This is a genomic window from Ruegeria sp. E5, from assembly GCF_056534105.1.
Genome location: NZ_JBQFPA010000004.1, coordinates 171844 through 196441 on the forward strand (window position 1 = coordinate 171844; position 24598 = coordinate 196441).

At 55.3% G+C, this 24598-nt stretch carries 26 protein-coding genes and 1 tRNA gene; 10 read left to right on the plus strand and 17 right to left on the minus strand.

Going from position 1 to position 24598, the window contains the following annotated elements:
- Nucleotides 1–30: 30 nt before the first annotated feature.
- From betC to ACR0BI_RS15655, 3 genes are all read right to left on the minus strand, one after another.
- Nucleotides 31–1557: a choline-sulfatase gene (betC, locus tag ACR0BI_RS15645; protein ID WP_170648586.1), complete on the minus strand. Its 1527-nt coding sequence runs from the start codon at nucleotides 1555–1557 to the stop codon at nucleotides 31–33.
- Nucleotides 1554–2675 (minus strand): aromatic ring-hydroxylating oxygenase subunit alpha, encoded by a 1122-nt coding sequence (locus ACR0BI_RS15650; protein WP_480562762.1) that lies wholly within the window; start codon nucleotides 2673–2675, stop codon nucleotides 1554–1556. The genes betC and ACR0BI_RS15650 overlap by 4 nt, the downstream gene beginning before the upstream one ends.
- Before the next feature lie 1209 nt (nucleotides 2676–3884).
- Nucleotides 3885–4892, minus strand: a complete 1008-nt coding sequence (locus ACR0BI_RS15655; RefSeq protein ID WP_170685169.1) for a helix-turn-helix domain-containing protein — start codon at nucleotides 4890–4892, stop codon at nucleotides 3885–3887.
- A 111-nt stretch (nucleotides 4893–5003) separates the two neighbouring features.
- On the opposite strand from ACR0BI_RS15655, the gene ACR0BI_RS15660 reads away from it, so the two are divergent.
- A complete protein-coding gene (locus ACR0BI_RS15660; RefSeq protein WP_214648678.1) occupies nucleotides 5004–6515 on the plus strand; it encodes a DUF1214 domain-containing protein in 1512 nt (503 codons plus the stop codon).
- Nucleotides 6516–6549: 34 nt separating this feature from the next.
- Nucleotides 6550–8043: a DUF1254 domain-containing protein gene (locus ACR0BI_RS15665; RefSeq protein ID WP_170380003.1), complete on the plus strand. Its 1494-nt coding sequence runs from the start codon at nucleotides 6550–6552 to the stop codon at nucleotides 8041–8043.
- A gap of 138 nt (nucleotides 8044–8181) precedes the next feature.
- Here the strand turns inward: ACR0BI_RS15665 and ACR0BI_RS15670 are convergent, their stop codons facing one another.
- Genes ACR0BI_RS15670 through ACR0BI_RS15680 form a run of 3 tightly spaced genes read right to left on the minus strand, consistent with a single transcriptional unit; the run spans nucleotide 8182 to nucleotide 10145 of the window.
- Entirely contained in the window at nucleotides 8182–8484 is a 303-nt protein-coding gene (locus tag ACR0BI_RS15670) for a hypothetical protein (protein WP_214648679.1), read from the minus strand.
- A gap of 60 nt (nucleotides 8485–8544) precedes the next feature.
- Nucleotides 8545–9315 (minus strand): nuclear transport factor 2 family protein, encoded by a 771-nt coding sequence (locus ACR0BI_RS15675; protein WP_170380001.1) that lies wholly within the window; start codon nucleotides 9313–9315, stop codon nucleotides 8545–8547.
- A gap of 35 nt (nucleotides 9316–9350) precedes the next feature.
- Nucleotides 9351–10145, minus strand: a complete 795-nt coding sequence (locus ACR0BI_RS15680) for a VOC family protein (RefSeq protein WP_170380000.1) — start codon at nucleotides 10143–10145, stop codon at nucleotides 9351–9353.
- A 104-nt stretch (nucleotides 10146–10249) separates the two neighbouring features.
- Between ACR0BI_RS15680 and ACR0BI_RS15685 the strand changes: the two genes are divergently transcribed.
- The gene (locus ACR0BI_RS15685) at nucleotides 10250–11131 is read left to right on the plus strand and encodes a LysR family transcriptional regulator (RefSeq protein WP_170379999.1); all 882 of its coding nucleotides are present in this window, start codon (nucleotides 10250–10252) and stop codon (nucleotides 11129–11131) included.
- Between the two features lie 109 nt (nucleotides 11132–11240).
- On the opposite strand, the gene ACR0BI_RS15690 is transcribed toward ACR0BI_RS15685, so the two are convergent.
- The 3 genes from ACR0BI_RS15690 to ACR0BI_RS15700 are packed head-to-tail and all read right to left on the minus strand — an operon-like array spanning nucleotide 11241 to nucleotide 13719.
- On the minus strand, nucleotides 11241–11636 hold the full coding sequence (locus tag ACR0BI_RS15690) for a thermonuclease family protein (RefSeq protein WP_480562763.1): 396 nt from the start codon (nucleotides 11634–11636) through the stop codon (nucleotides 11241–11243).
- Between the two features lie 23 nt (nucleotides 11637–11659).
- Nucleotides 11660–12439 carry a Clp protease/crotonase-like domain-containing protein gene (locus tag ACR0BI_RS15695; RefSeq protein WP_170659849.1) on the minus strand — a complete coding sequence of 260 codons (780 nt, stop codon included), beginning with the start codon at nucleotides 12437–12439 and terminating at the stop codon, nucleotides 11660–11662.
- Complete coding sequence (locus ACR0BI_RS15700; RefSeq protein ID WP_480562765.1) at nucleotides 12439–13719, minus strand: hypothetical protein; 1281 nt, start codon at nucleotides 13717–13719, stop codon at nucleotides 12439–12441. Before ACR0BI_RS15700 ends, ACR0BI_RS15695 begins: the two co-directional genes overlap by 1 nt.
- A 394-nt stretch (nucleotides 13720–14113) precedes the next feature.
- Between ACR0BI_RS15700 and ACR0BI_RS15705 the strand changes: the two genes are divergently transcribed.
- Nucleotides 14114–14734: a thermonuclease family protein gene (locus tag ACR0BI_RS15705; RefSeq protein WP_170659851.1), complete on the plus strand. Its 621-nt coding sequence runs from the start codon at nucleotides 14114–14116 to the stop codon at nucleotides 14732–14734.
- A gap of 105 nt (nucleotides 14735–14839) precedes the next feature.
- Here the strand turns inward: ACR0BI_RS15705 and ACR0BI_RS15710 are convergent, their stop codons facing one another.
- From ACR0BI_RS15710 to ACR0BI_RS15730, 5 genes are all read right to left on the minus strand, one after another.
- A complete protein-coding gene (locus ACR0BI_RS15710) occupies nucleotides 14840–15121 on the minus strand; it encodes a hypothetical protein (RefSeq protein WP_480562766.1) in 282 nt (93 codons plus the stop codon).
- A gap of 35 nt (nucleotides 15122–15156) precedes the next feature.
- Nucleotides 15157–15534 (minus strand): hypothetical protein, encoded by a 378-nt coding sequence (locus tag ACR0BI_RS15715; RefSeq protein ID WP_480562767.1) that lies wholly within the window; start codon nucleotides 15532–15534, stop codon nucleotides 15157–15159.
- 58 nt (nucleotides 15535–15592) lie between these two features.
- Entirely contained in the window at nucleotides 15593–16390 is a 798-nt protein-coding gene (locus ACR0BI_RS15720) for a DUF6538 domain-containing protein (protein ID WP_480562768.1), read from the minus strand.
- A gap of 82 nt (nucleotides 16391–16472) precedes the next feature.
- Nucleotides 16473–16548 (minus strand) — tRNA-Ala (locus ACR0BI_RS15725).
- 137 nt (nucleotides 16549–16685) lie between these two features.
- Entirely contained in the window at nucleotides 16686–17009 is a 324-nt protein-coding gene (locus ACR0BI_RS15730; protein WP_170402007.1) for a TIGR02300 family protein, read from the minus strand.
- Between the two features lie 100 nt (nucleotides 17010–17109).
- Here ACR0BI_RS15730 and ACR0BI_RS15735 point away from each other — a divergent pair, with 100 nt between their 5' ends.
- From ACR0BI_RS15735 to ACR0BI_RS15745, 3 genes are all read left to right on the plus strand, one after another.
- Nucleotides 17110–17802 carry a M48 family metallopeptidase gene (locus ACR0BI_RS15735; protein ID WP_480562769.1) on the plus strand — a complete coding sequence of 231 codons (693 nt, stop codon included), beginning with the start codon at nucleotides 17110–17112 and terminating at the stop codon, nucleotides 17800–17802.
- 30 nt (nucleotides 17803–17832) lie between these two features.
- A complete protein-coding gene (locus tag ACR0BI_RS15740) occupies nucleotides 17833–18480 on the plus strand; it encodes a GntR family transcriptional regulator (protein WP_170395556.1) in 648 nt (215 codons plus the stop codon).
- A 111-nt stretch (nucleotides 18481–18591) separates the two neighbouring features.
- Nucleotides 18592–19722: a lytic murein transglycosylase gene (locus tag ACR0BI_RS15745; protein WP_480562770.1), complete on the plus strand. Its 1131-nt coding sequence runs from the start codon at nucleotides 18592–18594 to the stop codon at nucleotides 19720–19722.
- Between the two features lie 4 nt (nucleotides 19723–19726).
- Here ACR0BI_RS15745 and ACR0BI_RS15750 read toward each other — a convergent pair whose 3' ends face one another.
- A complete protein-coding gene (locus ACR0BI_RS15750; RefSeq protein ID WP_170395560.1) occupies nucleotides 19727–20689 on the minus strand; it encodes an acetyl-CoA carboxylase carboxyltransferase subunit alpha in 963 nt (320 codons plus the stop codon).
- A 121-nt stretch (nucleotides 20690–20810) separates the two neighbouring features.
- Here ACR0BI_RS15750 and ACR0BI_RS15755 point away from each other — a divergent pair, with 121 nt between their 5' ends.
- Entirely contained in the window at nucleotides 20811–21644 is an 834-nt protein-coding gene (locus ACR0BI_RS15755) for an AraC family transcriptional regulator (protein ID WP_480562772.1), read from the plus strand.
- A gap of 1 nt (nucleotide 21645) precedes the next feature.
- On the opposite strand, the gene ACR0BI_RS15760 is transcribed toward ACR0BI_RS15755, so the two are convergent.
- Nucleotides 21646–22242 (minus strand): LysE family translocator, encoded by a 597-nt coding sequence (locus ACR0BI_RS15760; RefSeq protein ID WP_170663985.1) that lies wholly within the window; start codon nucleotides 22240–22242, stop codon nucleotides 21646–21648.
- Between the two features lie 72 nt (nucleotides 22243–22314).
- Here ACR0BI_RS15760 and ACR0BI_RS15765 point away from each other — a divergent pair, with 72 nt between their 5' ends.
- Together ACR0BI_RS15765 and ACR0BI_RS15770 are read left to right on the plus strand one after the other, a co-directional pair.
- Nucleotides 22315–22767 carry an Lrp/AsnC family transcriptional regulator gene (locus ACR0BI_RS15765; RefSeq protein WP_170802307.1) on the plus strand — a complete coding sequence of 151 codons (453 nt, stop codon included), beginning with the start codon at nucleotides 22315–22317 and terminating at the stop codon, nucleotides 22765–22767.
- 118 nt (nucleotides 22768–22885) lie between these two features.
- Nucleotides 22886–23464 (plus strand): PA14 domain-containing protein, encoded by a 579-nt coding sequence (locus ACR0BI_RS15770; protein ID WP_170395568.1) that lies wholly within the window; start codon nucleotides 22886–22888, stop codon nucleotides 23462–23464.
- A 39-nt stretch (nucleotides 23465–23503) separates the two neighbouring features.
- Here ACR0BI_RS15770 and ACR0BI_RS15775 read toward each other — a convergent pair whose 3' ends face one another.
- A complete protein-coding gene (locus tag ACR0BI_RS15775; RefSeq protein WP_170626223.1) occupies nucleotides 23504–24466 on the minus strand; it encodes an L-malyl-CoA/beta-methylmalyl-CoA lyase in 963 nt (320 codons plus the stop codon).
- Nucleotides 24467–24598 lie beyond the last annotated feature (132 nt).

Genomic DNA, 24598 nt, shown 5'->3' on the forward strand with positions numbered 1-24598 from the left:
GAGCAACTTTTCCGTTCAGCATCATTGGTTTCAATCCTTCAATGGCGGATAGCGGTAGCGGCGTGCAGCCACTGTCCAATCCATATTGTTGCGTACATACTGCTGGCTTGCATCGGACGGCGGGTTGTAGTCCCAAGGCTCGCTGGCACCGGCCTCCATCGCGGCATGTAATGCACGGCGCGATTTTTGTGTGGCGATTATCTTCTTTCGCAAAGCACTGCCGTCCCAACGCTCGACGACTTCAGCTGCAAAACGAGTTTTCGCGTCGGAGTAGCTTGGGTCCGAAGCTAAATTCTTCGTTTCCATCGGGTCAGCACTCAGGTCATAGAGCTGCGGTGGGTCGCTATCACAATGAATATATTTCAAGGGCCCGCGCCGGATCATGATCACAGGATAGCCCGTCATCTCGGCACAATATTCTCCGATCGCCTCATCAACTGGATCTTCTTCACCCCGAGCCAGAGGCATAAGGCTACGACCGTCGATCGGCTCTCCGATCATCGTCTCATCACCGCCACCGATGTCGATAAATGTCGGCAATAGATCAACCAGTGACACTGCATTTTGAGCGGCCCCAACAGCGATGCCTGGTCCGGCCATGACCAATGGAATTCGTGCTGAGTGCTCGAAGAAGTTCATTTTGTACCACAGCCCACGTTCACCCAGCATGTCGCCATGGTCGGCTGTGACAATCACAATGGTGCTGTCCAACTCGCCTGTTTCTTCGAGGGTTTGAACCAGCTCTCCGATTTTGCTGTCGAAGTAACTGACGTTTGCCAGGTAGGCATGGCGCGCGCGCAGGACTTCTTCCTCGGTCAGTGGCACATAAGACGCTTCGATCCCATCCAATAAACGTCGTGAAAAGGGGTCTTGATCCTCCAACGCGGGCACAAACGCGGGCAAGTCAATTTCATCATCCGTATACAGGTTCCACCATTCTGGTCGGGCTACATATGGATCGTGCGGGTGAATGAAGCTTGCAACCATCGCAAAAGGCGCGTCATTGCCAAGCGCTTTGTCTCGGGCCGCATCGAACAGCCAGCGTTTGGCAGCAAAACCGACCTCGTCGTCATAGTCGATCTGGAAAGTCGCGTGGGCAACGCCGCTTTCTTTGACCGTTTGCATATTGTGATACCACTTGTCGATCCGCTCGTCCGGGGCCTCCCAATCCGGGGTCCACGCAAAATCAGCAGGATAGATGTCGGTTGTCACACGATCCTCAAACCCATGCATCTGATCCGGTCCGACAAAATGCATCTTGCCTGCCAAACAAGTACGATAGCCCAGCGATTTCAGATAATGCGCAAATGTCGGCACCGAAGCCTTGAACTCGGATGCATTGTCGTAAGCTGCGATGCGACTGATGTGCTGACCCGACATAAAGGAAAACCGTGAAGGCGCACAGAGAGGGGAATTGCAGTAAGCTGCATCGAAGCGCATGCCGCGCGCGGCCAACGCGTCAAGATGTGGCGTCTTGGCGACCTTATGCCCGTACGCCCCTGTGAAATGCGGAGCCAATTGGTCCGCCATGACCACAAGGATGTTTGGCCGCGTCACGTGGCACCTTTTGCGTAAGCGTCCAAGACTAAGCCATGGAAGTGATGAACGGCGTGCTCGGACTTGCCAGACCCATCCGGGTCATTGACGATCCGACCTTGGGTGAACGCAGGCGTTTTCATCCCGCGCTGTACGCTTTCGACGAGGCTGATATCTTCGACCTGAAGTACCTCGTCCAGATAGCGAATTGCATCCAGCTCCATCGCGTCAGGTTCCGGCGTCTCAAGGAAGAAGTCGTAAGTTTCAAGCGTCCGATCTGGCCCAACAGGGATAATGTTCAACACGATCATGCTGGACCGTCCCGGATATCGCATCAGGCAAGTGGTAGGATAGAGCCACCAAACCGCGTGGGTTTTTACCGTGGCGTTCGAGACGTCATAGGCGGTATTTGGACTGTTGCCTGCGTCAGCCATATGGCTGGAGTAGATGCCGTAGGTTGTAACCTTGTAGGTATCCATATCCACGAGGTCACAAAAATCCTTATGGGCCGTAGGGCAATGATAGCACTCAAGGAAATTGTCCACGACGTTCTTCCAATTTGACTTGATGTCGTAGGTCAGACGGTGGCCAAAAGTGAGTTGATCCACATCCGGTGCCCAATGGCGCACCTCGGTTTCCAGGTTTCCGGATTGCTCCGACAATGAAGTCGCTGTCGGATCCAAATTGACAAAAACAAAGCCGCAAAACTCTTCGACCTGCACTTCGTCGAGGCAAATCTCATCCTTGTTGAAGTCTTCGAGGTTTTCAGTATGTGGCGCACGCGCCAATTGCCCGTCAAGCTTATAGACCCAGGCATGATAGGGGCACATAATCCGTGTGGTATTGCCTTCGCCTGATAGCAGTTCATGGGCACGGTGTTTGCATACGTTGTAAAAGGCGCGAAGCTTACCCTCTTTGTCGCGCACAACCGCAATAGGTTGACCGGCAACTTCCACCGTTACAAAGGACCCCGGCTCTCGTGTTTTCTCGACATGACACACCCATTGCCAAGTTTTGGAGAGGATGGAGCGAAGGTCTGCGTCAAACCACTTGCGCTCGGTGTAGGCAGCAGCCTGCAATGAGCTGGAGCGCGATGGGTCAGCATGATAGCCAAAGAAAATTGCACCTGAATCAGTCATGATAGCGTCTCCGATGTTAGGTTAAATCTATTGCACGTGGGATTCGAAGCTATGTTTAATCAGCCGCTAGTTTGATTATTTTCGCTAAGCATTTGGCTTTCGGGGACACCGTATTAAGCCATCAAGCACTGCGTTTAGCTGATAAGCGAATGCTGGGCCCTTGACTGCATCTGTTATGCGGTCATTCGTGCACACTGCAGGAATCGGCAAAATGGGCTCAAACCGAACATTCTCTGCACTGCGGTTGTGGGAATCTGGCGGAGTGTCTGGATTGCTGGACAAAGTCGCCTTTTGTTGACGCCGCTTTTGCTCACGCAGCATTTCCTCGCATCTGCGGCAGCGACCTCTCGTTGGTGCAGCAAATTTCACGAGACCGGACATTGAAGCCCATTTGGTTAGTCGGCTTTCAATCCGACCTTTCGCCGCGACCAACCTCAATCACCAAGGGGCGGACGAAGCCAACATTCATTCGTTGAACGTTTTCGACGGGTCGTCCAGTGTAAAAGGGCGTGAATCGCACATAGCTGTACGTGGAGTAGTATTGACCCTTTGGAAAAGGCTTAGAGAACGTTCAAGCGACCGGAATTCGCTGGGCCTGATCACAGGAGCAGGGAAGCATTTATACGCAGCTTTTGTCAGGACTACAAAGCCTGGAATGATCATTGCATGGCGACAAGCACCGCAACCGAGTGTCTCAAACGTCCAGAAATGATATCAGAGTTATCGAAGGCTTACTCTGATTTCGTTGGCAAATACGCCACTCCCGACATCGAGCTACAATAGATATCTTTCGGAACGGATGCATCCTTCGACCCAAGCAGGCTGACGTGCGGAACTGCGGGAATAGAAGGCTCTCGTCTGAAGCAACCGTTTTTAATCAAAAGCGTGCACGGGGATTGGTCTGATGAGTACATAGCACATAACAAGGAAAGCGTGGACGGCTCGTTTCGGCTCGAACAGATTTACTTTATCGATCCATTTCCTGAGGATAATAAGGAGAACGAAGCCGCTTTTGTTCCTATTTTGTGAACGTCAAAGTTGGGCTTTCCTGGCACCTTCGTCGCAAGATCCATGAACGATCGCTCCAGGATGGAGCTCCCTTTGCTGTGAGTCGTATGAATGGGCAAGATGCGGACTTTATTGCCATTGGATCAAAGTCGGCTATGCGGACAAAGCAGACATTGGAAGATTGCTCTCGCGACCCACAAGTCAACTATTGTCGGAGTTCATCTTGCGATAGTCAGAGGGCGTCAGTCCCGTCACCTTCCTAAATGCGCGGCTGAAATTATTTGCGGTTTCATATCCTAGCATGGAGGAGATACTGGAGACTGTCTCGCGCGTATCTGTGAGGAGTTCCTCGGCCCTTGCTACCCTGACATCGTTAACGATTTCGCGAAAACGAACCCCTTCGGTTGCTAACTTCCGTTGTAGTGTGCGAACGCCAAGATCGAGCGAACGCGCGGTGGCATCAATCGACATTTCCTCCCGATGAAGTTGTTGCCAAACCACTTCCTCGACTTGTCCTCTAAGTGTTTGAGGTGGGCCGCCCAATCGTTCGCGAGAAATATCTCCGACGGTTGTCGAGCCGCCGGTAAGTTTTTTGGGCGTGGTTTCGGCTCGCAAAGCCGATGCATCAAAATCAACCCCAAGCCGGGAGGCGTTCCAGATTACAGGACAAGCGTAGGTGTCTTCTGCCTCGACAAATCCAGGAACCTTCGGGAAGTCCAAGAGCACGGCAGATGGCTTCCAGTCGCTTCCTAAATACGCGCGGAATATGCTCAAAAAAACCCCAACGGCCGAGAAGCCGATGTCCGGATACGCGAAATGCGAGCGAAGTCCAAAACGATAACAGTAGCGCGCGCTTGTGCCCGAAGTTTCAAGCCACGCGCGATCCGTAGACGAATGAAATGGCATGACGGCAGAAGCTCGTATTAGCGCTGCCCCCAGCGTTGGAGCAGAAAGAACGTAACTCCCCCAGGCGCCGTAGTCAGCGACAGTGAGATACGGTGACCACAACAATCCGATGTTTTGTTGTCCCGTGGATCGTGCGGCTTCGTGCACAAAGGTCGCCAAGGCATGCTCCGAGATGTAACCGCCTCTTTCCTCAATGAAGTGAACAGGAAGATCGGCAGAGTCAAAAGCACGCAACAAGCGTCTTTCCCCAGCGGCCTCAAGCACAAACTGGGGCATCGCGCCCAAGGCCTTAGCCGAAATCATCGGTGGTAGGTTCAATCCGTCAACCCGCTTGTTCGCCCGCGTGTCGTGAAATGATACGCATCGGCTGAACGGATGTGCAAGCTTTCCCTAAACAGCAGGGAGCATTGCAATATGAAAATACTTCGGCCATTACACGGCGGTTTTTCGATGCATTTTTTGGGAATGGTGCTCGGCGCAGGTATTTCTGCTTCACCAGTTTTCTCCCAGTCCTTCAACGACACGGGCGACATCCTTGCACGATCAGCCGAGGTCGAGGACATCGAGTACAAGATTATGGTGCAGCGTGCCACCCAGACGGCCATCTGGGGAATGCCTGCCGCCGGTATGATCGATTTCCTCAAGGGCATTCGCCGCGACCTCGGTGGCGACTACAATGACATCATTTATCTCAACAAGCCGTTCGACTCCAAACATGGGTTTCTTACGGCCAACGATGTTACGGCCTATGCTTGGGCTTCAATGACCTCCGAACCCGGTCCCCTTGTCATTGAAGTGCCCGCTGCCACCGACAAGGTGAACTACTTCGGTACAATCGTGAATGCTTGGGATGTTCCTATTGTGGACGTAGGTCCCGATGGTTTCGATGAAGGTGCCGGCGGCAAGTACCTCATGCTACCCCCAGGCTACGAAGGGGAAATGTCGCTGGAGGAATTAACTGAAGCGGGATACCTTCCCTTTGAAACAGATACCTACGAATATGGTTTTTCGTTCCGGCCAAAACTGACGAATGGCGGAACGGACACCGATGCGGCCGAGTACGCTCAGACGATCAAAGTGTACTACCTGTCTGAGGCTGACAATCCACCACCCAACAACTATCTCGAAGCGTCAGAAGTGCCGTACGACTCGCTTCCATACTACAACGAGACCTTCTTTCAGGACTTGAATGATTACGTTCAAAACAACCCCGTCAGACAACAAGACAAGGTCATGGTAAATTTCCTGAAGGATCTCGGGATCGAAAAGGGAAAACCTTTCGAACCATCGGAAATTCAGTTGAAAGCAATGAATGAGGGTTTGTTGTTGGCGTATGCCTCTATGCAGAACTACTTTGTTACGCCCGGCAAAGCCATGATACCGCTCTGGGTCGACGATAGCGGCGAGATGAAAAGCCAGTGGCTGATATGGGACTTTGCCGAAGGTCAACCCGAGGCAGGCTTCCCGTATGAGACTGAGACAGAGGTACTTGTGGATGCGCGTGCGGGCGGCAGCTACTTCTGGATCACGTACCTGCCGAAACAACTCGGTGGCGGTACCTTTTATCTGACGGGCCTTCGCGACAGCGACGGCGACATGTACGACCACAATCAGACTTACAGACTTAACGTGCCAGCAGACACACCTGCCGACGATTTCTGGTCCGTGATTGTTTATTCGATGGAGACCAAGAGCTTCATCCGGAACGTTGATCCAGTGGGTCTGTCCGAGCGCGACACAGACTCTATGCAAGCCGATGAAGACGGTTCTTACGACATCTTTTTTGGACCGGAGGCACCGGAAGGCAAGGAAAGCAACTGGATACCAACCACAGAGCCGTACTTCCTTTTGTTCCGTCTATATGGGCCGCAAGACGGATGGTTGGAAAGTGGCTGGATGCTGGGCGATCTAGAAAAAGTAAACTGATCAAAACAAACAAAAATTCCCAATGGAGTGAACAATGAAAACAAAGTCGTTAGCCGTGCTGACCGCCCTGGTACTCGCATCGCAATCTCCAGCCCAAGAGTACAAGGCTGAAGTTCCGGATAGCATAATCGTACCGGATCAGGTGGAGACACGATTTGGAACGTTGGAATATTTTGACGGCTTGCCGACGCCGGATACAGCTAAGCTGTCGTATAACGCATTAAATTTCATGCGTGGCATGCAGGTATTCATGGATGGAATGCCTGCAGCCTCAACATATGCAATGTGTCACGGGCTCGAAGAGGGCGCTGGCGTTGATCCGATGAAGATCGGGATCTTTGAAGACCTGTATAACGCCCGTTCGCTTCTTCTCACGCCGAACACCACGACAATCTACATTCTTAACTGTACGGACCTGTCCGAAGGGCCAGTGGTTTACGACGTGCCGCCGGGCATGCTGGGGTTCGTGAACGATGCCTATATGCGTTATGTCACTGACATCGGGAACGCTGGGCCTGACGCTGGCGAGGGTGGGAAGTTCTTGATCGTTCCGCCCGACTATGAAGGTGAGTTGCCGGACGACGGTTACTATATTGTGAAGCCGCCAAGCTATCGGAACTGGTTTCTGTTGCGTGCGTTTTATGGGGAAGACGGCGTTGGAGCCGCAGTGGATCGTGTGAAGGAAACTCTTCGTGTTTACCGGTGGGAAGACCGCGACGCGCCGCCCGATCAGGAATTTGTGAACCTGACTGATCTTCAGTTCAACACGATACACGCCAATGACTTTTCCTTCTTTGAAGAGATGAAGGCCGTTGTAGACAACGAAGCGGAAGGAGCACTTCCCGATGAATTGATGGGAGCAATGTTCTCGCTGGGTATCCGAAAAGGTGAACCATTTGAACCCGATGACGAACTGAGGCTGCTGCTCACAGAGGCAGTCGCATTGGGCACGGCGGCGGCTAAGTCGTTGAATTTTGCTCCTCGCTCGCGTGCGCCATTCTACTATGACGAAGGGTATTGGAAGACGGCGTTCGTCGGTGGCAATCATGAGTTCCAGGCGGGGGACGTGAAAATCCTCGATGCGCGGACCCTGTTCCACTACTACGCGACTGGCATTACGCCTGCCATGGTTGCACAAAAGGTTGGTGTCGGGTCGCAATATGCGCTGGCAAACCGGGACAGTGACGGGAACTACTTCGATGGGAGCAACACCTATTCCGTCACCATCCCGCCAAATCCGCCCGCGCAGGATTACTGGTCTTTCGTCGTTTACGACACCCAAACCCGTTCACTGCTCGAAACTGATCAGAAACTCGCAGGGGTCGACAGCAACCAAGCTACATTGGAAGCGAATGAAGACGGAAGTTACACTGTCTGGTTCGCGCCTGAAGCGCCTGAAGGCAAAGAGGGCAACTGGATACAGACGATGCCGGGCAAATCTTGGTCGACCGTACTGCGATTGTATGGCCCTCTCGAGCCTTGGTTCGACGGATCGTGGCGCCCGGGCGAGATCGAACTTATGGAGTGATAGACTGTCAATTTAGCGCCCTAACAGTTCGCTATCGAGAACGAGATGTCGTGCCATGTGAGTGCGCATCCCGAACAACGCGACAACAACCAGGGGAGGGCGGCAACTACCTCGTAGTGCCGCCCTTCTGTTTGTCTGCTATCGCGCTAAATTGTAGCGTGTCATCGACATTGTGGTTGCATCGATCATGCTCATGAATCGTTCAGCAGCGGGTGCTGATGCAAAGCTATCCATGGACGCTTGGGCGTCTTCGGCACTTTCCCAGTTAACTACCACTGCCCATTTGCCATCTGTGAATGCAGCTTGGCGCGAGACAAAGCCTGGTTGTTTGCTGACATGCTCATCTTCGATGACTTTATCAACAGGTTCGAACTCTTGCGGTGTAACGCCTTCAGCAAGGTCCATCGTCACAATTTCAATGACGCCGACGTCTTGTGCCATTGCGTTACCTCCTACGAGCATTATCAGGGTGATCAAGAACGCTTTCATGATGGCACCCGATCAAAACTTTCCATTGTCGTGGGCCATCTCGGACGGGATGTCCGCGATTACGTCCCAATGCTCAACGATCTTGCCGTCTTCGACGCGGAACAGGTCATAGAAGGCAGTCGGCTTGTCGGCAAACGTGCCCTCGGAGGCGGTGAAGACAAAGTTGCCCTCGGCCACAACAATGTGGACGTCCGTGTAGATCATCTGGATGCCTTGCTCGGCCATGCCTGCAAGAGCCGCACCCAAACCGTCCAGACCGTCAGCAATGTTGCTGTTGTGCTGTATGTAGGTCTCCGTCGACAGAAATTCGGTTATCCGGTCAACGTCGCCATCCTTCAGGATGGTGTGCACAAAGTCTGTGACCAGCGCCTTGTTCTCAGCGGTCTTATCCAGATCGGTTATCTCAGTTGGACCATCGGTCTGAGTATGACCCGACGGGTTCGGCGGTGTGATTGGTGTCAGGTTGTCCCAGTGTTCTGCAACCTTTCCGTCCTCGACGCGGAAGACATCAAAGCCAACCAAGGTGTCTGCACCAAACGCCTGGGCGTTGTTGTAGGTGGTATGCAGGACGACGATATCGCCCTCCGTGATGACCCGGTGGATGTCCACCTCGATCCCGCTTTCCTTAAGACCGGGGATAAACCCCAGGATTGGAGCGGCACCTGTGGGTACAGCAGGGTTGTGCTGAATGTAGTCATTTGCCAGCAGTTGTTCGGCTGCGGTTGCGTCGAAGTTGACGAAAATGGCGGCTACAGCCTCCAATACGAGCTCTTTAGGTGTCATTGTTGTTGTCCTCTCTTGGTTTGATTTGACGATATTCACGCGGCGCAGGCTTGCGCCGAGTTGATCGTGAATTCAGTGCCCCACGGGTCGACCTTGCGGCCGGGCGTGAGAGTTTTGGGGTCTGCCAACAGCTCAACACTTGTGAGACCAGTGGCCCCAGCAGAGCGCGAGCCTGCTCCCTTGGATTGCCAAGCGTTTGTAGCTAGGTGGTGATGGTAGCCACCGGACCCGAACCAGCGGGCTGAGGGCAGCTCAAAGGTCTGAACCATACTCAGTTCGTCAGTAACGAATTTCGCTGCTTTGCTGACATCACCGACACGTAAATGAACGTGTCCGATGACTGTGCCTTGTGGTGCGCCTTGCCACTGTGTGGCATCTTCTGTGAGTGATTTCAGATCGAGCGGGTGCGTTGTCATGTGGACGGTATCGCCCTCGCGTTTCCACATTTTGCGAGGCAGGTCGCGATAGATTTCGATGCCGTTTCCTTCGGGATCGTTCAGATAAAGCGCCTCGCTGACACCGTGGTGGGATGCCCCGTCCAGGCGAACACCGCGCTCATCCGCGTAGATCAGCCATGCGCCGAGGTCTTGTTTGGAAGGCAACAGAAATGCCGTGTGAAACAGCCCCGCCTCTTTAGGAAAGGGTTTGGCGTTTCGGTCCTGGCGCAGCTCGATCAGCGTTCCAGCCTCGGTGCCGAGGTAGGCGCTTTCACCGTCGCGTTCGATCAGGCCGAGGCCAATCACGTCTTCATAGAAGGTGGCGGTCTTATCCAGATCGCGCACCGTCAGGGCGACCTGACCTATTGAGATGGGGGCGTCTGACGCTGCCATGTTCTTTTCTCCTGCGATTAAGCTTGAGAGGAACTTAGCGATGGTCTTTTCTCCATAAAATGGCGATAAGAGCGAGTGTGTATCGCGCAAATGGAGACAATTCTATGGACCGGATCGACGGGATGCAGAGCTTCGTGGCTGTTGTGGAATCCGGTTCTTTTGCCGCCGCCGGACAACGGCTTGGCATTTCAAACAAGCTGGTCAGCAAGCGTGTCGCACAGCTCGAAAACATGGTTGGGCTGAATCTTCTCCATCGCACCACCAGGTCTATGTCGCTGACCCACGAGGGGGAGCGATATCTAGAAGGAGCGCGACGAGTGCTGGCTGAGATGGAGCAGTTGGAGACTGAGTTTGACGCTTCAGAGGGCTTGAAGGGCATCGTTCGTGTGGCCGCGCCCCTTACCTATGGCGACACGGCGGTGGCTAAAGCAGCAAGCCGCTTCGTAGAGCAACACCCGAACGTCACGGTCGAATTGGACTTGTCGGATCATTATGCCGATCTGGCCAAGGGCGGTTTCGATATCGCAATACGGATCGGCGCGCTCAGTGACTCCAGTTTGGTCGTTCGCAAGCTTGGTGAAACGCATATGAAAGTCGTCGCGACCCCTTCCTACCTTGAAGAACATGGCGCACCTTCACATCCTGCGGAACTCTCGGACCACATTTGCATTCGAGATGCGAACAACCCGGATCCAAACCGCTGGCCCTTCCAGATCGAAGGGCAAACCGTGCAGGTGCCTGTCTCTGGCCCATTTCTCGCAAACAGTCCTCCCGCCTGCCTCGTTCCGACGCGCGCAGGGAGCGGCATCTTCATATGCCCAGATGTGTTTTTGGGGGACGACCTTGAAACCGGACGTCTTGTGCAACTCTTTCCGGAGTTCCATTCCCGCACTTTGCCGATCCAAAGCGTGCAGTTGCCTTCGGCCTTTCGAAAGCCGCGTGTTAAGTCCTTTGTCGAGTTTATGCGTGAAGAGATTCGAGCGTAGGAAGTCCAAAGCAGTCACTCGCGCTATGCGCAGCATTTGGTAGGTATGGGCTCTAAGCGGACTTTCAGCGGTTTCGCCTGAATGGCCGCTTTCCAGCCACCGATTGTACCTACCGGCAGTACCCGGCGCGTCTCAACCGAGATTTGGCCGCGGATGTCTCCAAATGCCTATAGCGCCCACCCGAGTACCTCGCGCAATCCAGAGCATGCCCCGCAGCAATCACTGCAGCACCAATGTCTTGTCCGTCCGCGTAACAAACACCAACCCAGCGATCATATGTGCGCTCGCCATTGAGACTGCACTCGATGTTCTTGCCGCGTAGGAAGTTCACCATCCAGCGTTTGGCATCCTGACCAGAACGAGTGCCAAGCTCCGGCGCATCCACGTCGTTCAAACGGACCGGAGTGCCATCGACGACAATCGTGTCCGCGTCGCGTACTTGGAGGCCACCAGCGGCAGCAGTAGTGGCGAAAAATGCCAAGGCAATGGTTAGCTTCTTGAACAAGGCGAAGTCCTCGGTGTCTCGTGTTAATCGATAATTTGGGTTGCTATGCGGGTATCTACTAGTTCTTCCTCGATAAGCGCATAGATTTCCTCGGGTGGGGTGTTGAGTGAGAACAGCATCAGTGACGGGTCCACACCCAAGTCAATCAGGTGCTGCATCGTCTCTCCTTGCCCCTTCTGGATGCTTTCCACGGCAAAGACGGCCGGAATTAGGCGAGGCTGTTCGTAGTAGTGCTGATGCATACCCACAATGCCGCGAAGAGAGACGATGCGTTCCTCACCGCCTGCAAGGACGTAAGGACATGACGATACGCACATCGAGCCAGCTAGAACAGCGGTAGAAAGCTCAGCGCCTCTCACCTGCTTACCAATGGACAGTGCCTCGGAAACTACTCCGCCCGGGCTGTGGAGAGCCACAAGGTCGGGCTTCTCCTGCATGTCGGACAGGTACGAAGCGAAACGGGCCGAGTCGTCCACCCCTATCTGGCCGCTAAGAAGAAGTATTCTACCCAGTCCTTCGACTTCCTGAACTGAGAAGTCCAATCGGTTCGGAAAAGCCTCTGGCACGGGTACGTCCAGAGGTCCATCCTGCGGCAAAAGCGACGGATCGCTACGATCAGTGCGATACTCTCGACGTTGATCGCCGGGGGATATCGGACCAGTCGGGAGTTGAACACGCTCCTTGAACGGGCTTGGCATTACACCAAGAATGTCCGACGCTATCAGAACGCCTGCAATAGCGAGCTGTAGGATGAGAACGTAGCGTAGCCCTGAACGAGGATCGAGACGGCTTAACAGGCTCATCACGTTTCATCTTTTTGTGGAGTGGCGCGGTTGAGGATAGCTGCGTCTGCCACGCCCATTGTCGCCTCTACGTCCTTCATGGCGTTCATTGCCGCTCTTAGGTCAGAAAGCGTCAGAGTATCCTCGATGCTCATGCCGTCCTTACCACTGCGGATTGCGGCCTGTGTGATAGCCAGCACAAACACCAATACGGCGGGCAACAAGTCGATGGCTATAGCTCCAGCCCAAGAAGGTACGAAGTTGTGGGCGTACTTGATTACTGCATCGGCGCTGGAAATCGGGTTGTAGGCCGTCTCGATAGGCGGCTCCATATCCAATACCTCGTCAGCAGCGTTCTTGAGTGTCTTGCTGCGTTGGTCCAGCGCATTCAAAACTGAGTTAATTGTCGATGATTGCGCATCTCTTACGTCGGAACTGCGTCCATCAAGTTCGGGAAGTACTACCGAGGATGGCAGGTCCTCAGCAGCGCGGGCGACAAGTGGTGCTACGCTGTACTGGTTGAGCCGCGAGATCACTCCTGCCAACTTCACGCTTTCCCCAGAAAACTGAACCGAGCGGCGATCCACTGGACCGGGTGCAACGGTAAGCTCGCGCATTTTCGCAAGGATTTCGTTTCCTTGTTTGAAGGCTTCCTCGATGGGTTCCTGCTGTGCTGCGATCTGCTCTTCAAGGTTTCGTAGCTCTTCAGCCTTTTGGGTAAGCACACGAAATACAGCACCTCTACCGGCGGTACCTGAAAGGTCTCCGGACTGCTCGAGTTCAGCGAGTTCTTCAAAACTTTGGCGGGCGCGTTCCACCTCGCGACCCAACGCTTGGCCACTGAGGGCTATGTCGTGGGCTTGCTCGAGAGCGGCTTGGTAGTCACGGACAGTGTTCTCCAAGTGTTGTTCGACAGCTGCCGAGCCTGCGAGTGCGGCTGCATTCAGCCAGCTAGACATGGCGATAATGGCGACAGAGCCAACAATCGTGGAGATCGTCAAACCAATGAAGCCACTAGCCGTACGCATCGAAGGCAGTAGACGGAGCATGTAGCTCCAAAAGACGAAGATGCCGACAGAGACCGCGATTGAGTACGCAACGGCTGCGAAAAAAGATACCGCACCGTTATCTTCGAGCAATGAGGACACACCGAGATAGGTGTAGATACCAGATGCGATGGCGAGGACACCCAAGGCTGCGGGGGTAAACGTGTCCAACCACGCGAGATGACCTTCTAGTTCCTTTGCGGTCCGAAGTCCCTTTGCTTCCTCAGCCGTCAAGCGATCTTTGTTCTCAGTCATACTTCAACATGCTCCACACTCATCACGCGATAGTTCGTCACTTAATCATTTATTAAGACTTTTCACCCTGGGTTGCACATCTGGACGTTGCGAATGGATTGCTTGCGCAAAGCTGCCATTCCTATGTGAGTTTTCGCCAACTTGCACCACCAGCTCTAGAAGACGGGAAAAACATCAACCAACTGAAATTCCAGTTGCTATTCTGGGAGCGGCAATGAGCATAGATCAGATGCCTCGTTGTCACACGCGTGAATTCGCTCAGCGGGGTAAATCAGTCACATCACCCTGAGTGAATATGAGGTGTCCCTAGCATATCAACCCGAACGTGTGCTTGGTTCGATCCCGATCCAGTGCAAAAAAAATTTGATTGACCTAACTCTTGGAGACCTAGCGTATGGAAATCTTGATAGTTTTGGGTTTGGTTTTGGCTGTTGCTGTGTATTTGGCAATGCGCAGTAACAGGCCAGGCGATACAACTACTCCGCCGAGTCAGTCAGGTGTGCATGAGAAACCTAGATTGACTACGAACCAACGGCAGCGCACGTCGCAGTCAGAGCGTTTTGATCCAGACCATACGGTACCGAAACCCGACGTCACGATACTAGCGGGTTCAGCGTACGTTGTAGATGGCGATACACTGGTCATTAAAAAAACACAGGTTCGTCTGTTTGGCGTCGATGCTCCCGAGATGAACCATCCATATGGTAAGAAGGCGAAATGGGCGCTCGTTTCGCTTTGCAAGGGTCAAAAAATTAGGGCCGAAGTGACCGAGCAAGACACCCACGGACGGACTGTTGCAAAGTGCTACCTTGAGGATGGCCGTGATCTATCCGCTGAAATGGTCAAACTTGGTCTAGCGATAGACTGGCCAAAATTCTCCGGTGGACAGTACCGGTCTATGGAAATGCCCGGCGCTCGAAAGAAGCTATGGCTGGCAAACGCGCGGCAAAACGGACATATGGGGCTGTGGAAGCAATACGACGCGAAGCAGGCCGCTCGGAAAGTGAACAACTGACAGTACATCCAAAGCCGTAGCTGATATCGCTTAGGTAGGGGCGGCCACAGGGTTCACCCTGAGCCGCTTGAAACCTGTGATTAAAGGTTGTGAATTCGCCCATCGTCACCTCAAACCCTCAGGCATGGCTAAGTTACGGCTACGGGCGATTGCGCGAACTTCTGCGCTCAAGTCCGCGTGAGCGTTGTTGAGAGCGCTCACCAAATCAACCCGCTCCCAATGGCCGGGTCTAATCCACTGATCGGGATAAGACGCTTCGATCTGGCGAGCTTCGGAGCGTACCTCACTTGCAACCTGCTTGATGCCCGCGAGAATAGACAGAGTGCGCCGCCAGACCTCGGTGTCGTCGGATAGTGGTCCCGGCGTTGGGTTGGTTTTGGATGTCATTGTGTTGGGTCCTTGTTGTTGGTTGTGATGACGGTTCATCGAAGATTGATAAGTCTGGCGATCTGGTCTACCCGGTGAGCCGTGAGGCCACCTCGAGCGTTCTCAGCGATAGCCTTGGCGTAGAGCCGTCGAGCCGTGTCCGACGCTGTGGCCTCGACGTAGCCAATCGCGTCAGCAACCTTGTCCTCGGTCATGTTGAGTAATGCGCGGGGGCTGACTTTGGGTTTCTTTGCGGTGATCTCGGGTTTGACATAGGGGTCCAACCCCAGAGCAAGCCGAGCAGCGTCCCGGCTCTGGTCGATCTCATCTTGGGAGCGGCCGTTGAAGGCACGGCCAGCGATCGTGAGGATGTGCTTGGCCTGGTCGAGCGTAAGGTCTTGGCGGTTAGCGCGGAGCTTTGCCTTCTTGATCATCGGCAGGATCGAGGGGTCGGGTATGCCGGACTTGGCGACGTGTTCAAGGAATAACCGCTCAAACTCTCTGGGTGTCAGTGTGGCAGGTTTGGGTTTCCTTGGGTGACCATGCGCCTCGTGACTTCTCCGCTTCCCAACTCGTTTCCGCCTCCGACAGGAGAGGACCCGCCGTACCACCGTCAGTTCCGCTTGGGGTAACCTCCGGGTAGGGCGGGGTAGCAACTGGGTTGCCAAGGTCTCTATCCTTCGTCGCCTCATGGGCCTCCACAGATGCTTCTTGAAGCGCCCTGATCAGCCTTGGCCAACTTGGGGAACCCTCGGCCAATTTCAAGTCAATCCCTTCCCATGTGAGAACCTCGTCGGCCTCAGACCGGAAGAACTCATCACGTTTACCTCGAGCGAGGTTGGTTCGGTTGACCTCGTTCATGTCTTGGTTGACCTCTTGCCATTCCTCAAAGGTTGGGCGTGGTTCATAGGCGATGGGTTCGTCTGGATCGTCTGGGTCCTCGAAGCCCTCCAACCGAGCCTCGTCGTCCTCATCCAAGAGGTGATGCAGGTAGGCTTGCTTTGCCCGGGCTATCTGGATGAGGGTGAGTTCTTCCAGAGGCTCTTCCGCATCCTTCTCCTGTTGCCTGCTCAGCGCTCTCCGGTGTCCCTCAAACAGGCGGTCAATGCGGGCTGCTTCGATACGGACCCTAACGAGAGCCTCAGCCCTGTTTTTGGTGCGTAGAGAGAAGGTTTCTTCGACCTTACCGTACGAGTCAGCAATGTCCTTCGGGACGGCTGCACGGTGATAATAGGTTGATCCACGGCGATACAGACGGGGGTGTCCAGGCATCTTCTCAAGAGTCCTCACTGTAACACCTCAATGTAACAGACCCTTAGGAAAACCATTGAAAACCATGAAGTTATTGAGTTCAAAGCATATCATGGGGATTTGGTGGAGCCTAGGGGAGTCGAACCCCTGACCTCTTGCATGCCATGCAAGCGCTCTCCCAACTGAGCTAAGGCCCCATATAGGTACCGTCGTAACGGTGGACGGACGTTTATGAGACGCCGTCGATGAGTGCAAGTCCTAAAATCGGAATCGGCAAAAAATTCAGACCGACTTCGCGGACCGGGTCGAGGCGGCGGGGCCGCCTCGGGATCCATCAGTTTTCGTCTTCTGACGACATGTCCTTAATATCGTCGAGTGAAACGTTATCGCCATCGTCATCGTCGTCCAGCAGATCATCGTCCAGTTCGACATCGACGTTGTCGTCATCATCCAGAACGATATCTTCGTCCGACGACGCTTCGCGCGCCTTGACCGATGCGGCATCTTCAGCATCCGCGGCGATCATCCGGCTTTTTCCGGTGTCCAGCTCCACGACCTCGCCCGTATAGGGGCTGACGATCGGGTCCTTGTTCAGGTCGTAAAAACGTTTGCCGGTTGTCGGGCAGACACGCTTTACGCCCCATTCTTCCTTGGGCATATCAAATCCCCTTGATATCAGGTGAATCTCATCAATGATTCAGGTCACCTGCCACATGCGGCAGGCACTGTCAAAGCCTTTGCGCAAAGGAGGCCCACCCATGGGGCGACACGCATTGCCCGGAACACCTCCGGTGCCGCTGACACTGCGCAGATCGGCGCGCGCACGGCGGATCAGTTTGCGAATTTCCCAATTGGATGGACGGGTTACGCTGACCTACCCGACAGGAGTGGCCGAAGCCGAAGCGCTGGATTTCGCACAGCAGAAAGAGGGCTGGATCCGCGGGCACCTGCAGGATCGACCTAGCCTTGAAGCAGTCGGAGTAGGGCAGTTCATTCCGATCGAGGGTACGGCGCGGCGAATCGTTCCTGCATCGGGGCGGAGGGTCTTGCTGAGTGGCGATGCGATCGGGGTTCCGCCCGTTGCCGAAGCACGGCGACTAGCGCGGTTTCTAAAAGAGCTTGCCCGCGATCGTCTGACCGGTGCGTGCGATGATTACGCGGCGATGCTGGGGCGGTCGTACAGTAGCCTTACATTGCGCGATACGCGTTCGCGCTGGGGGTCGTGCAGTTCTGCGGGCGGGTTGATGTTCTCGTGGCGGTTGATCCTCGCCCCACCAGAGGTTCTCCATTATGTGGCCGCGCATGAAGTGGCGCATCTTGCCGAGATGAACCACTCACCTGCGTTCTGGGCGCAGGTCGAGCGTATTTTTGGCCCTTACAAAGAACCACGCCGTTGGCTGCGAGACAACGGGGCTGAACTGCACAGATATCGCTTCGACTCCGTCGCTTGACCTCGGCGCGATTTGTGATCACATAAACTCATGTTAACCTCACGCCCCGCCGAGTCTCATACCGCAACCCATGATCGCGTTTATCGCGCCCTCAGATCCCGTATCATGCATGGAGAGATTGCCCCGGGGCAGGCGTTGACGCTGCGCGGGATTGGCAAGGAATTCGGTGTGTCGATGACTCCGGCGCGCGAGGCGGTGCGGCGTCTGGCGGCAGAAGGTGCGTTGTTTCTGTCCACGTCCGGTCGTGTATCAACGCCGGAACTCACCCGCGATCGGATCGAGGAGCTGGCGGCGCTGCGCGCGCTGCTTGAGGTTGAACTGGCCAGCCGGGCCCTGCCGCGCGCGCATATGGCGCTGATTGACCGGTTGCAAAGCATCAACATGGCAGTGGCCGAGATGGTCACGAAACGCGATGCGGTGGGATATATCCGTGCAAATCTGGAATTTCACCGCACGCTGTATCTACGCGCACAGGCCCCCGCGATGCTTGCCATGGCCGAAACCGTCTGGCTGCAGCTGGGTCCCACCATGCGTGCCCTATACGGTCGGTTGCGGAGGACCGAGCCACCGCACTACCATCGCCTGATCATCGCAGCACTCAAGGCCGGGGATGAGCCAGGGTTGCGACTAGCAGTGCGTTCGGATGTGACACAGGGCTTGCGCCTGCTTGTTACCTGAGCGGCTTGTTGCCCATCTCTCAACTCAGTTGATTTCGGATGTCGCTTTGCTGGCTTGAGCGACCGGGCTGCGCTATTCTGAACGCAAATCACAACAAGAGCAGATTTAACCATGATTAATCGAAGAGTGTTTTCCTTAGGGCTTGGGTCAACCTTGTTGGCGGCCTGCTCCACAGGCACGGCACCCAACAGTGCCCCGGCTTCGCGGATGCGTGCGGTTCCGAACGCAGGATGGGATGCCTGGGTGGCCAGTTTCAAAAATCGGGCAGCGTCGCAGGGCATTTCACAGACGACCCTTAACCGAGCGTTTCAAGGCGCAGGATATCTACCCGACGTGATCGAACGCGATCGCAATCAGGTGGAATTCAAACGCTCGCTTGAGGATTATCTGGCGATTGCTGCGTCGGACGAGCGGATCAGCACCGGCAAACAGATGCTTGTGCGGTACGCAGGGACCTTGTCGCAGATCGAAGCGCAATACGGCGTCGACAAGGAAATCGTCGTGGCCGTCTGGGGCCTGGAAAGCCGTTATGGTGCACGGCGCGGCGATGTGCCGGTGATCTCGGCAACGTCGACTCTGGCCTATGACGGGCGGCGCGGAGCGTTTTTTGAGAAGCAACTGGTGGCGGCGCTGAAGATCATTCAAGAGGGCGATACGACCCCGGCTAACATGACCGGCAGCTGGGCCGGAGCGATGGGCCACACACAGTTCATTCCGACGTCCTACCTTGCTTATGTAGTCGATTTCACCGGCGACGGGCGGCGCGATATCTGGTCCGATGACCCAGCAGATTCACTTGCGTCAACGGCTGCTTATCTGGCACGTGCCGGTTGGGTGCGAGGGCAGCCTTGGGGCGGTGAAGTCGGCACGGTTTCGGGCACGCCGGCGGCAGTGCTGCAACCGCAGACGCCCGGCCCACGTATTGCTGTGTTCCGCAATTTTCAGGTGATCAAGCGCTACAACAATTCGGACAGCTACGCGATCGGCGTAGGTCATCTTTCTGATCGCATTGCTGGCGGCGCGCCGTTCCAAGCGTCATTCGGGCCGGATGCGACCGGTTTGACACTGGAGGATCGTAAAGAACTGCAGCGCCGCCTGACATCCGCGGGCTATGACACACAAGGCGCAGATGGTGTTATCGGCAAGAATACCGAGGCGGCAATTAGCGCCTACCAGCGCGCCAACGGGTTGTCCGTGACTGGCCGGCCTTCGGTGGCTCTGTTGCAGCGGTTGGGTGGCTGACGGGTTAAGCCGCCAGCCCTTTCGAACCGATATCCAGGAACTTCTGACGGCGGTCCTTGATCAGGGCTGCCGCGTCTTTCCCATCAAGCTCTTCCAGCATCGAGGCAATTGCAGACCGCACGGCTTCGACCGCCGCCGGGCGGTTGCGATGTGCACCGCCCTTGGGCTCGGTGATGATGTGGTCACAAACGCCCAGCTTGTGCAGATCCTGAGCGGTAAGGCGCAACGCTTCGGCGGCCTCGCGCATTTTTTCGGCATCTTTCCAAAGAATCGACGCGCAGCCTTCGGGCGAAATCACCGAGTAGACCGAATGCTCCAACATCGCTACGCGGTTCGCAGTCGCAAAGGCGACCGCGCCACCAGAACCACCTTCGCCGATGATTACGGACACCAAAGGAACGCCAATCTTTAGGCACATCTCGGTTGAGCGCGCGATCGCCTCGGACTGGCCACGTTCTTCCGCCCCCTTGCCGGGATAGGCCCCAGCTGTATCGATCAAGGTGATTACCGGCAGGCCAAAGCGGCCCGCCATTTCCATCAGGCGTACGGCCTTGCGATAGCCCTCGGGGCGGGCCATGCCGAAATTGCGTTCAATCCGCGACTTGGTATCGCTGCCTTTTTCGTGGCCAATCACCATGACGGGTTGATCGTTGAACCGCGCCAAACCGCCAATTACCGCCAGATCGTCGGCAAAGTTCCGGTCACCGGCCAGAGGAGTGAATTCGGTGAACAGTGCGTCCACGTAGTCGTTGCAGTGTGGACGTTCAGGATGCCGTGCAACCTGACATTTCCGCCATGGTGTCAGATCGGCATACAGCTCATCCAGAAGCTTGGCGGCCTTGGCATCCAGCGCGGCGGCCTCTTCGGTCACATCCATTTCTTCATTGGCACGGGCCAGCGCGCGCAGCTCTTCAGCTTTGCCTTCGATCTCGGCCAGCGGTTTTTCGAAATCCAGATACTGGGTCATGACGCCTCTCAACGCGGAAGTTCCCTGCTATATGACTAATGCTTGTCCGGGATGCAACTCAGCAAGATTTGTGGTTGTGGAATATGCGATCACCGATGGGCAAAGAGAAGGAAGGATACTGATGGCCGCCAGCTACGAAGATCGCGTGTTGCGCGTGTTGGCTTACATCCACGATCACCCCGCTGGGGATCTGTCGCTGGATGCTTTGGCCGAGGTCGCAGCCATGTCGCGGTTTCACTGGCATTGCGTGTTTCGCGCCATTACTGGCGAGACCTGCGCGCAGGCCACCCGTCGGATACGCCTGCACCGTGCCGCCTGCTGGCTGGTGCAAACAGACAGACCGGTTACGCGGATCGCGACCGACATTGGCTATCCGAACCAAAAATCCTTTGCACGGGCCTTTTCCGAGGCCTACGGCAGCAGCCCCACCGCGTTTCGACGTGCGGGGCAAATACTGCCGGCCCATCCAGTGTTCAAAACCGGAGGATATCCGATGCATCCCGTAACAACCCGAACCGAACCGTCCCGCCGAGTCATAGCGCTGCCACATAAATGGGCGTATGCCGAGATTGGCCGCAGCTTTGAGGCCTTTGGTGCCCTGTGCGAATCCCGCAAACTGTGGCCGCAAGTCGGCCCGATGATCGGGCTGTATCTCGACAGTCCGGACGATGTGCCCGAGGATGAATTGCGCAGTTTTGCAGGTGCTGAATTCTGCGGTGATGATACGCCCGAGGGGATGGAAGACCTTGAAATTCCGGGTGGCAAAACAGCGGTGCTGACCTTCAAGGGCCCTTATTCCGGCCTTCACGGCGCGTATCAGGCATTATTTGGCAATTGGTTGCCCGAGTCTGGCGAAGAACCTGCGGACCATCCGTGTTATGAGATCTATCTCAACGATCCACGAGAAACGGCCCCCGAGGATCTGTTGACCGAAATTTGCCTGCCGCTCAGGTAACCTAATTCGGCCACAGCACCGGATAGAGCGAGGCCACAAGCAGGGCCGCCATCGTCCAGTTGAAAACCAGCAATCGGTGCGGGTTCGTCAGGATTCGCGCCATTTGCTGTCCAAGAACCGTCCAGGTGCTGACCGAGGGCAGGTTGATGGCTCCGAACACAAGCGCGACCAGCAGAATCGCGTTGATCGTTTGGTCGGGCGCATAGGCGGCTGTCGCGGTCAACGCCATCGCCCAGGCTTTTGGGTTCACCCATTGGAACGCTGCAGCCTGCAGGAACGTCATCGGGGTGCCTGCAGCATCGGCACCTTTGGCGGGCGCTGCGTGGGCGATTTTCCAGGCCAGATACAGCAGATACAGAACCGACAGTACTTTTAACACGGTATGACTGATCGGATACCGGTCAAAGATCTGAACCAGACCCGCCCCCACCAGAAGCACCATAAAGGTAAAGCCCAAACCAATGCCCAGCATATGCGGGATTGTCCGGCGAAAGCCGAAATTCGCACCCGATGCCATCAGCATAAGGTTGTTAGGGCCTGGAGTGATTGACGAGACAAAAGCAAACGCGATCAGGGCCATCAGGATATCGTAGGTCATGGCTGCATTTTCTCGCTGAACCCGGCAAATGAAATTGCGTATTCGTGCGTTCTTAGGATAATGTCGCAATAAATGGCGAAGATTGATCAGATCAACCAACAAATATTGCACGAACTTTCGCGCGATGGCCGCGTCAGCAATCTCGATCTCGCGGATCGCGTGGGCCTGTCCCCATCCGCTTGCTTGCGCCGGGTGCAGGAGCTTGAGCGGGCAGGGGTCATTTCCGGCTACCGAGCGGTTCTGAACCCGGCGGCGCTGGGCGTGGGTTTTGTGGCGTACATCGGTGTGGGTCTGGGCGAGCACACAAAAGCGGCGCAGGAAGGGTTCGAAAGGGCCTTGCAACAAGCGCCCGAAGTGGTGGAATGTCACAATATCACCGGCACGATCGAATACCTGCTACGGGTCGAATGTGCCGATTTGCCCTCCTACAAAACCTTCCACACCGAGGTGCTGGGTACACTGCCGCATGTGACCTCGATCACCTCATATGTTGTGATGGGATCGCCTAAGGATACGCGTGCGTGACCATCAAAAAGTGATTTTTAACCATCTTGCGAGGTCAAAGTTCAGCGCCTAGTGTCATCTCAACAGGATCGTCGGCAGGGATTAACCCCGAAGCAGGCGCAAATTCAGGGAGTAGACCATGACATTTTTCCGCACCGGAGCGCTGGTGGCTGCCTTGGCAATGTTTGCCGGCGCTGCGACAGCAGCACCTTTGAAGTTACAGCCAGCTAGCCCTCAGCCCAGCCCGAAAGCCGGCTTGAACGTAAAATACAGTTGGGAAGGTAACCCGCCTCGCAAAATCCAGAACCTCTCGAAGGTCAATCATCTGCTGAAAAAGGCAAAGCCGGGTCAGCCCCTCAGAGGTTTGGACTACAGAGACACGAACGAAGGTGATCCTGTCCTGACCTACAATCAGGCGTTCAATGTTGCCGCGGAAATCAGCGGATATATCCGGTTTGATTCACCCGGAGTTTACGAGCTTGAAACCTGGTCGAACGATGGGATTGACGCCTGGGTCGGCGGTCAGCAGATCGGCTATGTCAACGGCCGTCAGGGCTGCGAAGCCAACCAACGCACCGAGGTCGAGGTGCCGCAGGCGGGTTGGTATCCAATCAAAATCAAGTATTTTCAGAAATACGGTACCTCGTGCCTGATGATGAAATCAGGAAAGAAGGGTGAGCGTTTCACATGGACACCAAACAATGTATTTGGACGCTGATCAGATCGATTGGGGCGCTCAGCTGAGCGCCCTTTTTTCTTAGTTACCCGCCGCGATTAATTCCGCCTGCGCCACAATAACCTCGGCTTGTTTGATCGAAGCGATATCGACCAAACGCCCTTTGTAGACCGTCGCGCCTTCGCCGTTGGCTTTTGCTTGTTCCATGGCGGCCAGGATTTCGCGCGCTTCGGACACTGCTTCATTCGACGGTGTGAAGACCTGATTGGCCAATGCGATTTGCTTGGGGTGGATGGCCCATTTGCCGACCATCCCCAGCGTGGCAGACCGTTTGGCCTGCGCGATATAGCCCTCATCGTCGGAGAAATCGCCAAACGGGCCGTCGACAGGCAGCACGCCATGAGTCCTGCAGGCGGCGACAATTGCGGCCTGCGCCCAGTGCCACGGATCGGACCAGTGCTTCTCACCCTCGCGCAGCATATAGTAGTTTTCCTGCGTACCCCCGATGCCGGTTGTCTGCATGCCCATTGAGGCTGCAAAATCTGCGGCGCCAAGGCTCATGGCCTGCAGGCGCGGGGATGAGGCTGCGATTTCTTCGACATGCGCCAGTCCGGCGGCGGATTCGATGATCACTTCGAATGAAATTGGCTTGGTTCGGCCCTTGGCACGCTCGATCGCGGTGACCAGCGCGTCCACGGCATAGACATCGGCCGCGCAGCCTACCTTGGGGATCATGATCTGATCCAGACGGTCGCCTGCCTGTTCCAGCACATCAACCACGTCACGGTACCAATAGGGTGTATCCAGCCCATTGATCCGAACCGACATGTATTTATTGCCCCAATCAACTGTGTTCAGCGCCTCGATTACGTTAGCGCGAGCGGTATCCTTGTCGGAAGGAGCCACCGAATCTTCTAGATCCAGATTAATGACGTCTGCAGCTGATGCTGCCATCTTGGGAAATAGCTTGGTGTTCGAGCCCGGGCCAAACAGTTGGCAGCGATTGGGCCGGGCCGGAGCGGCAGGTTGGATGCGGAAGCTCATTTGGACCTCATGAGAGTAAGGAAATTGCGTTTAGGGTTGGTCATGGGATATTAAATTGCGCAATGCTGCGCAAGCGTGATTGTGCATATGCGGCAATGCGAATGCAGCATGATTGAAGATACTAGCAAAATG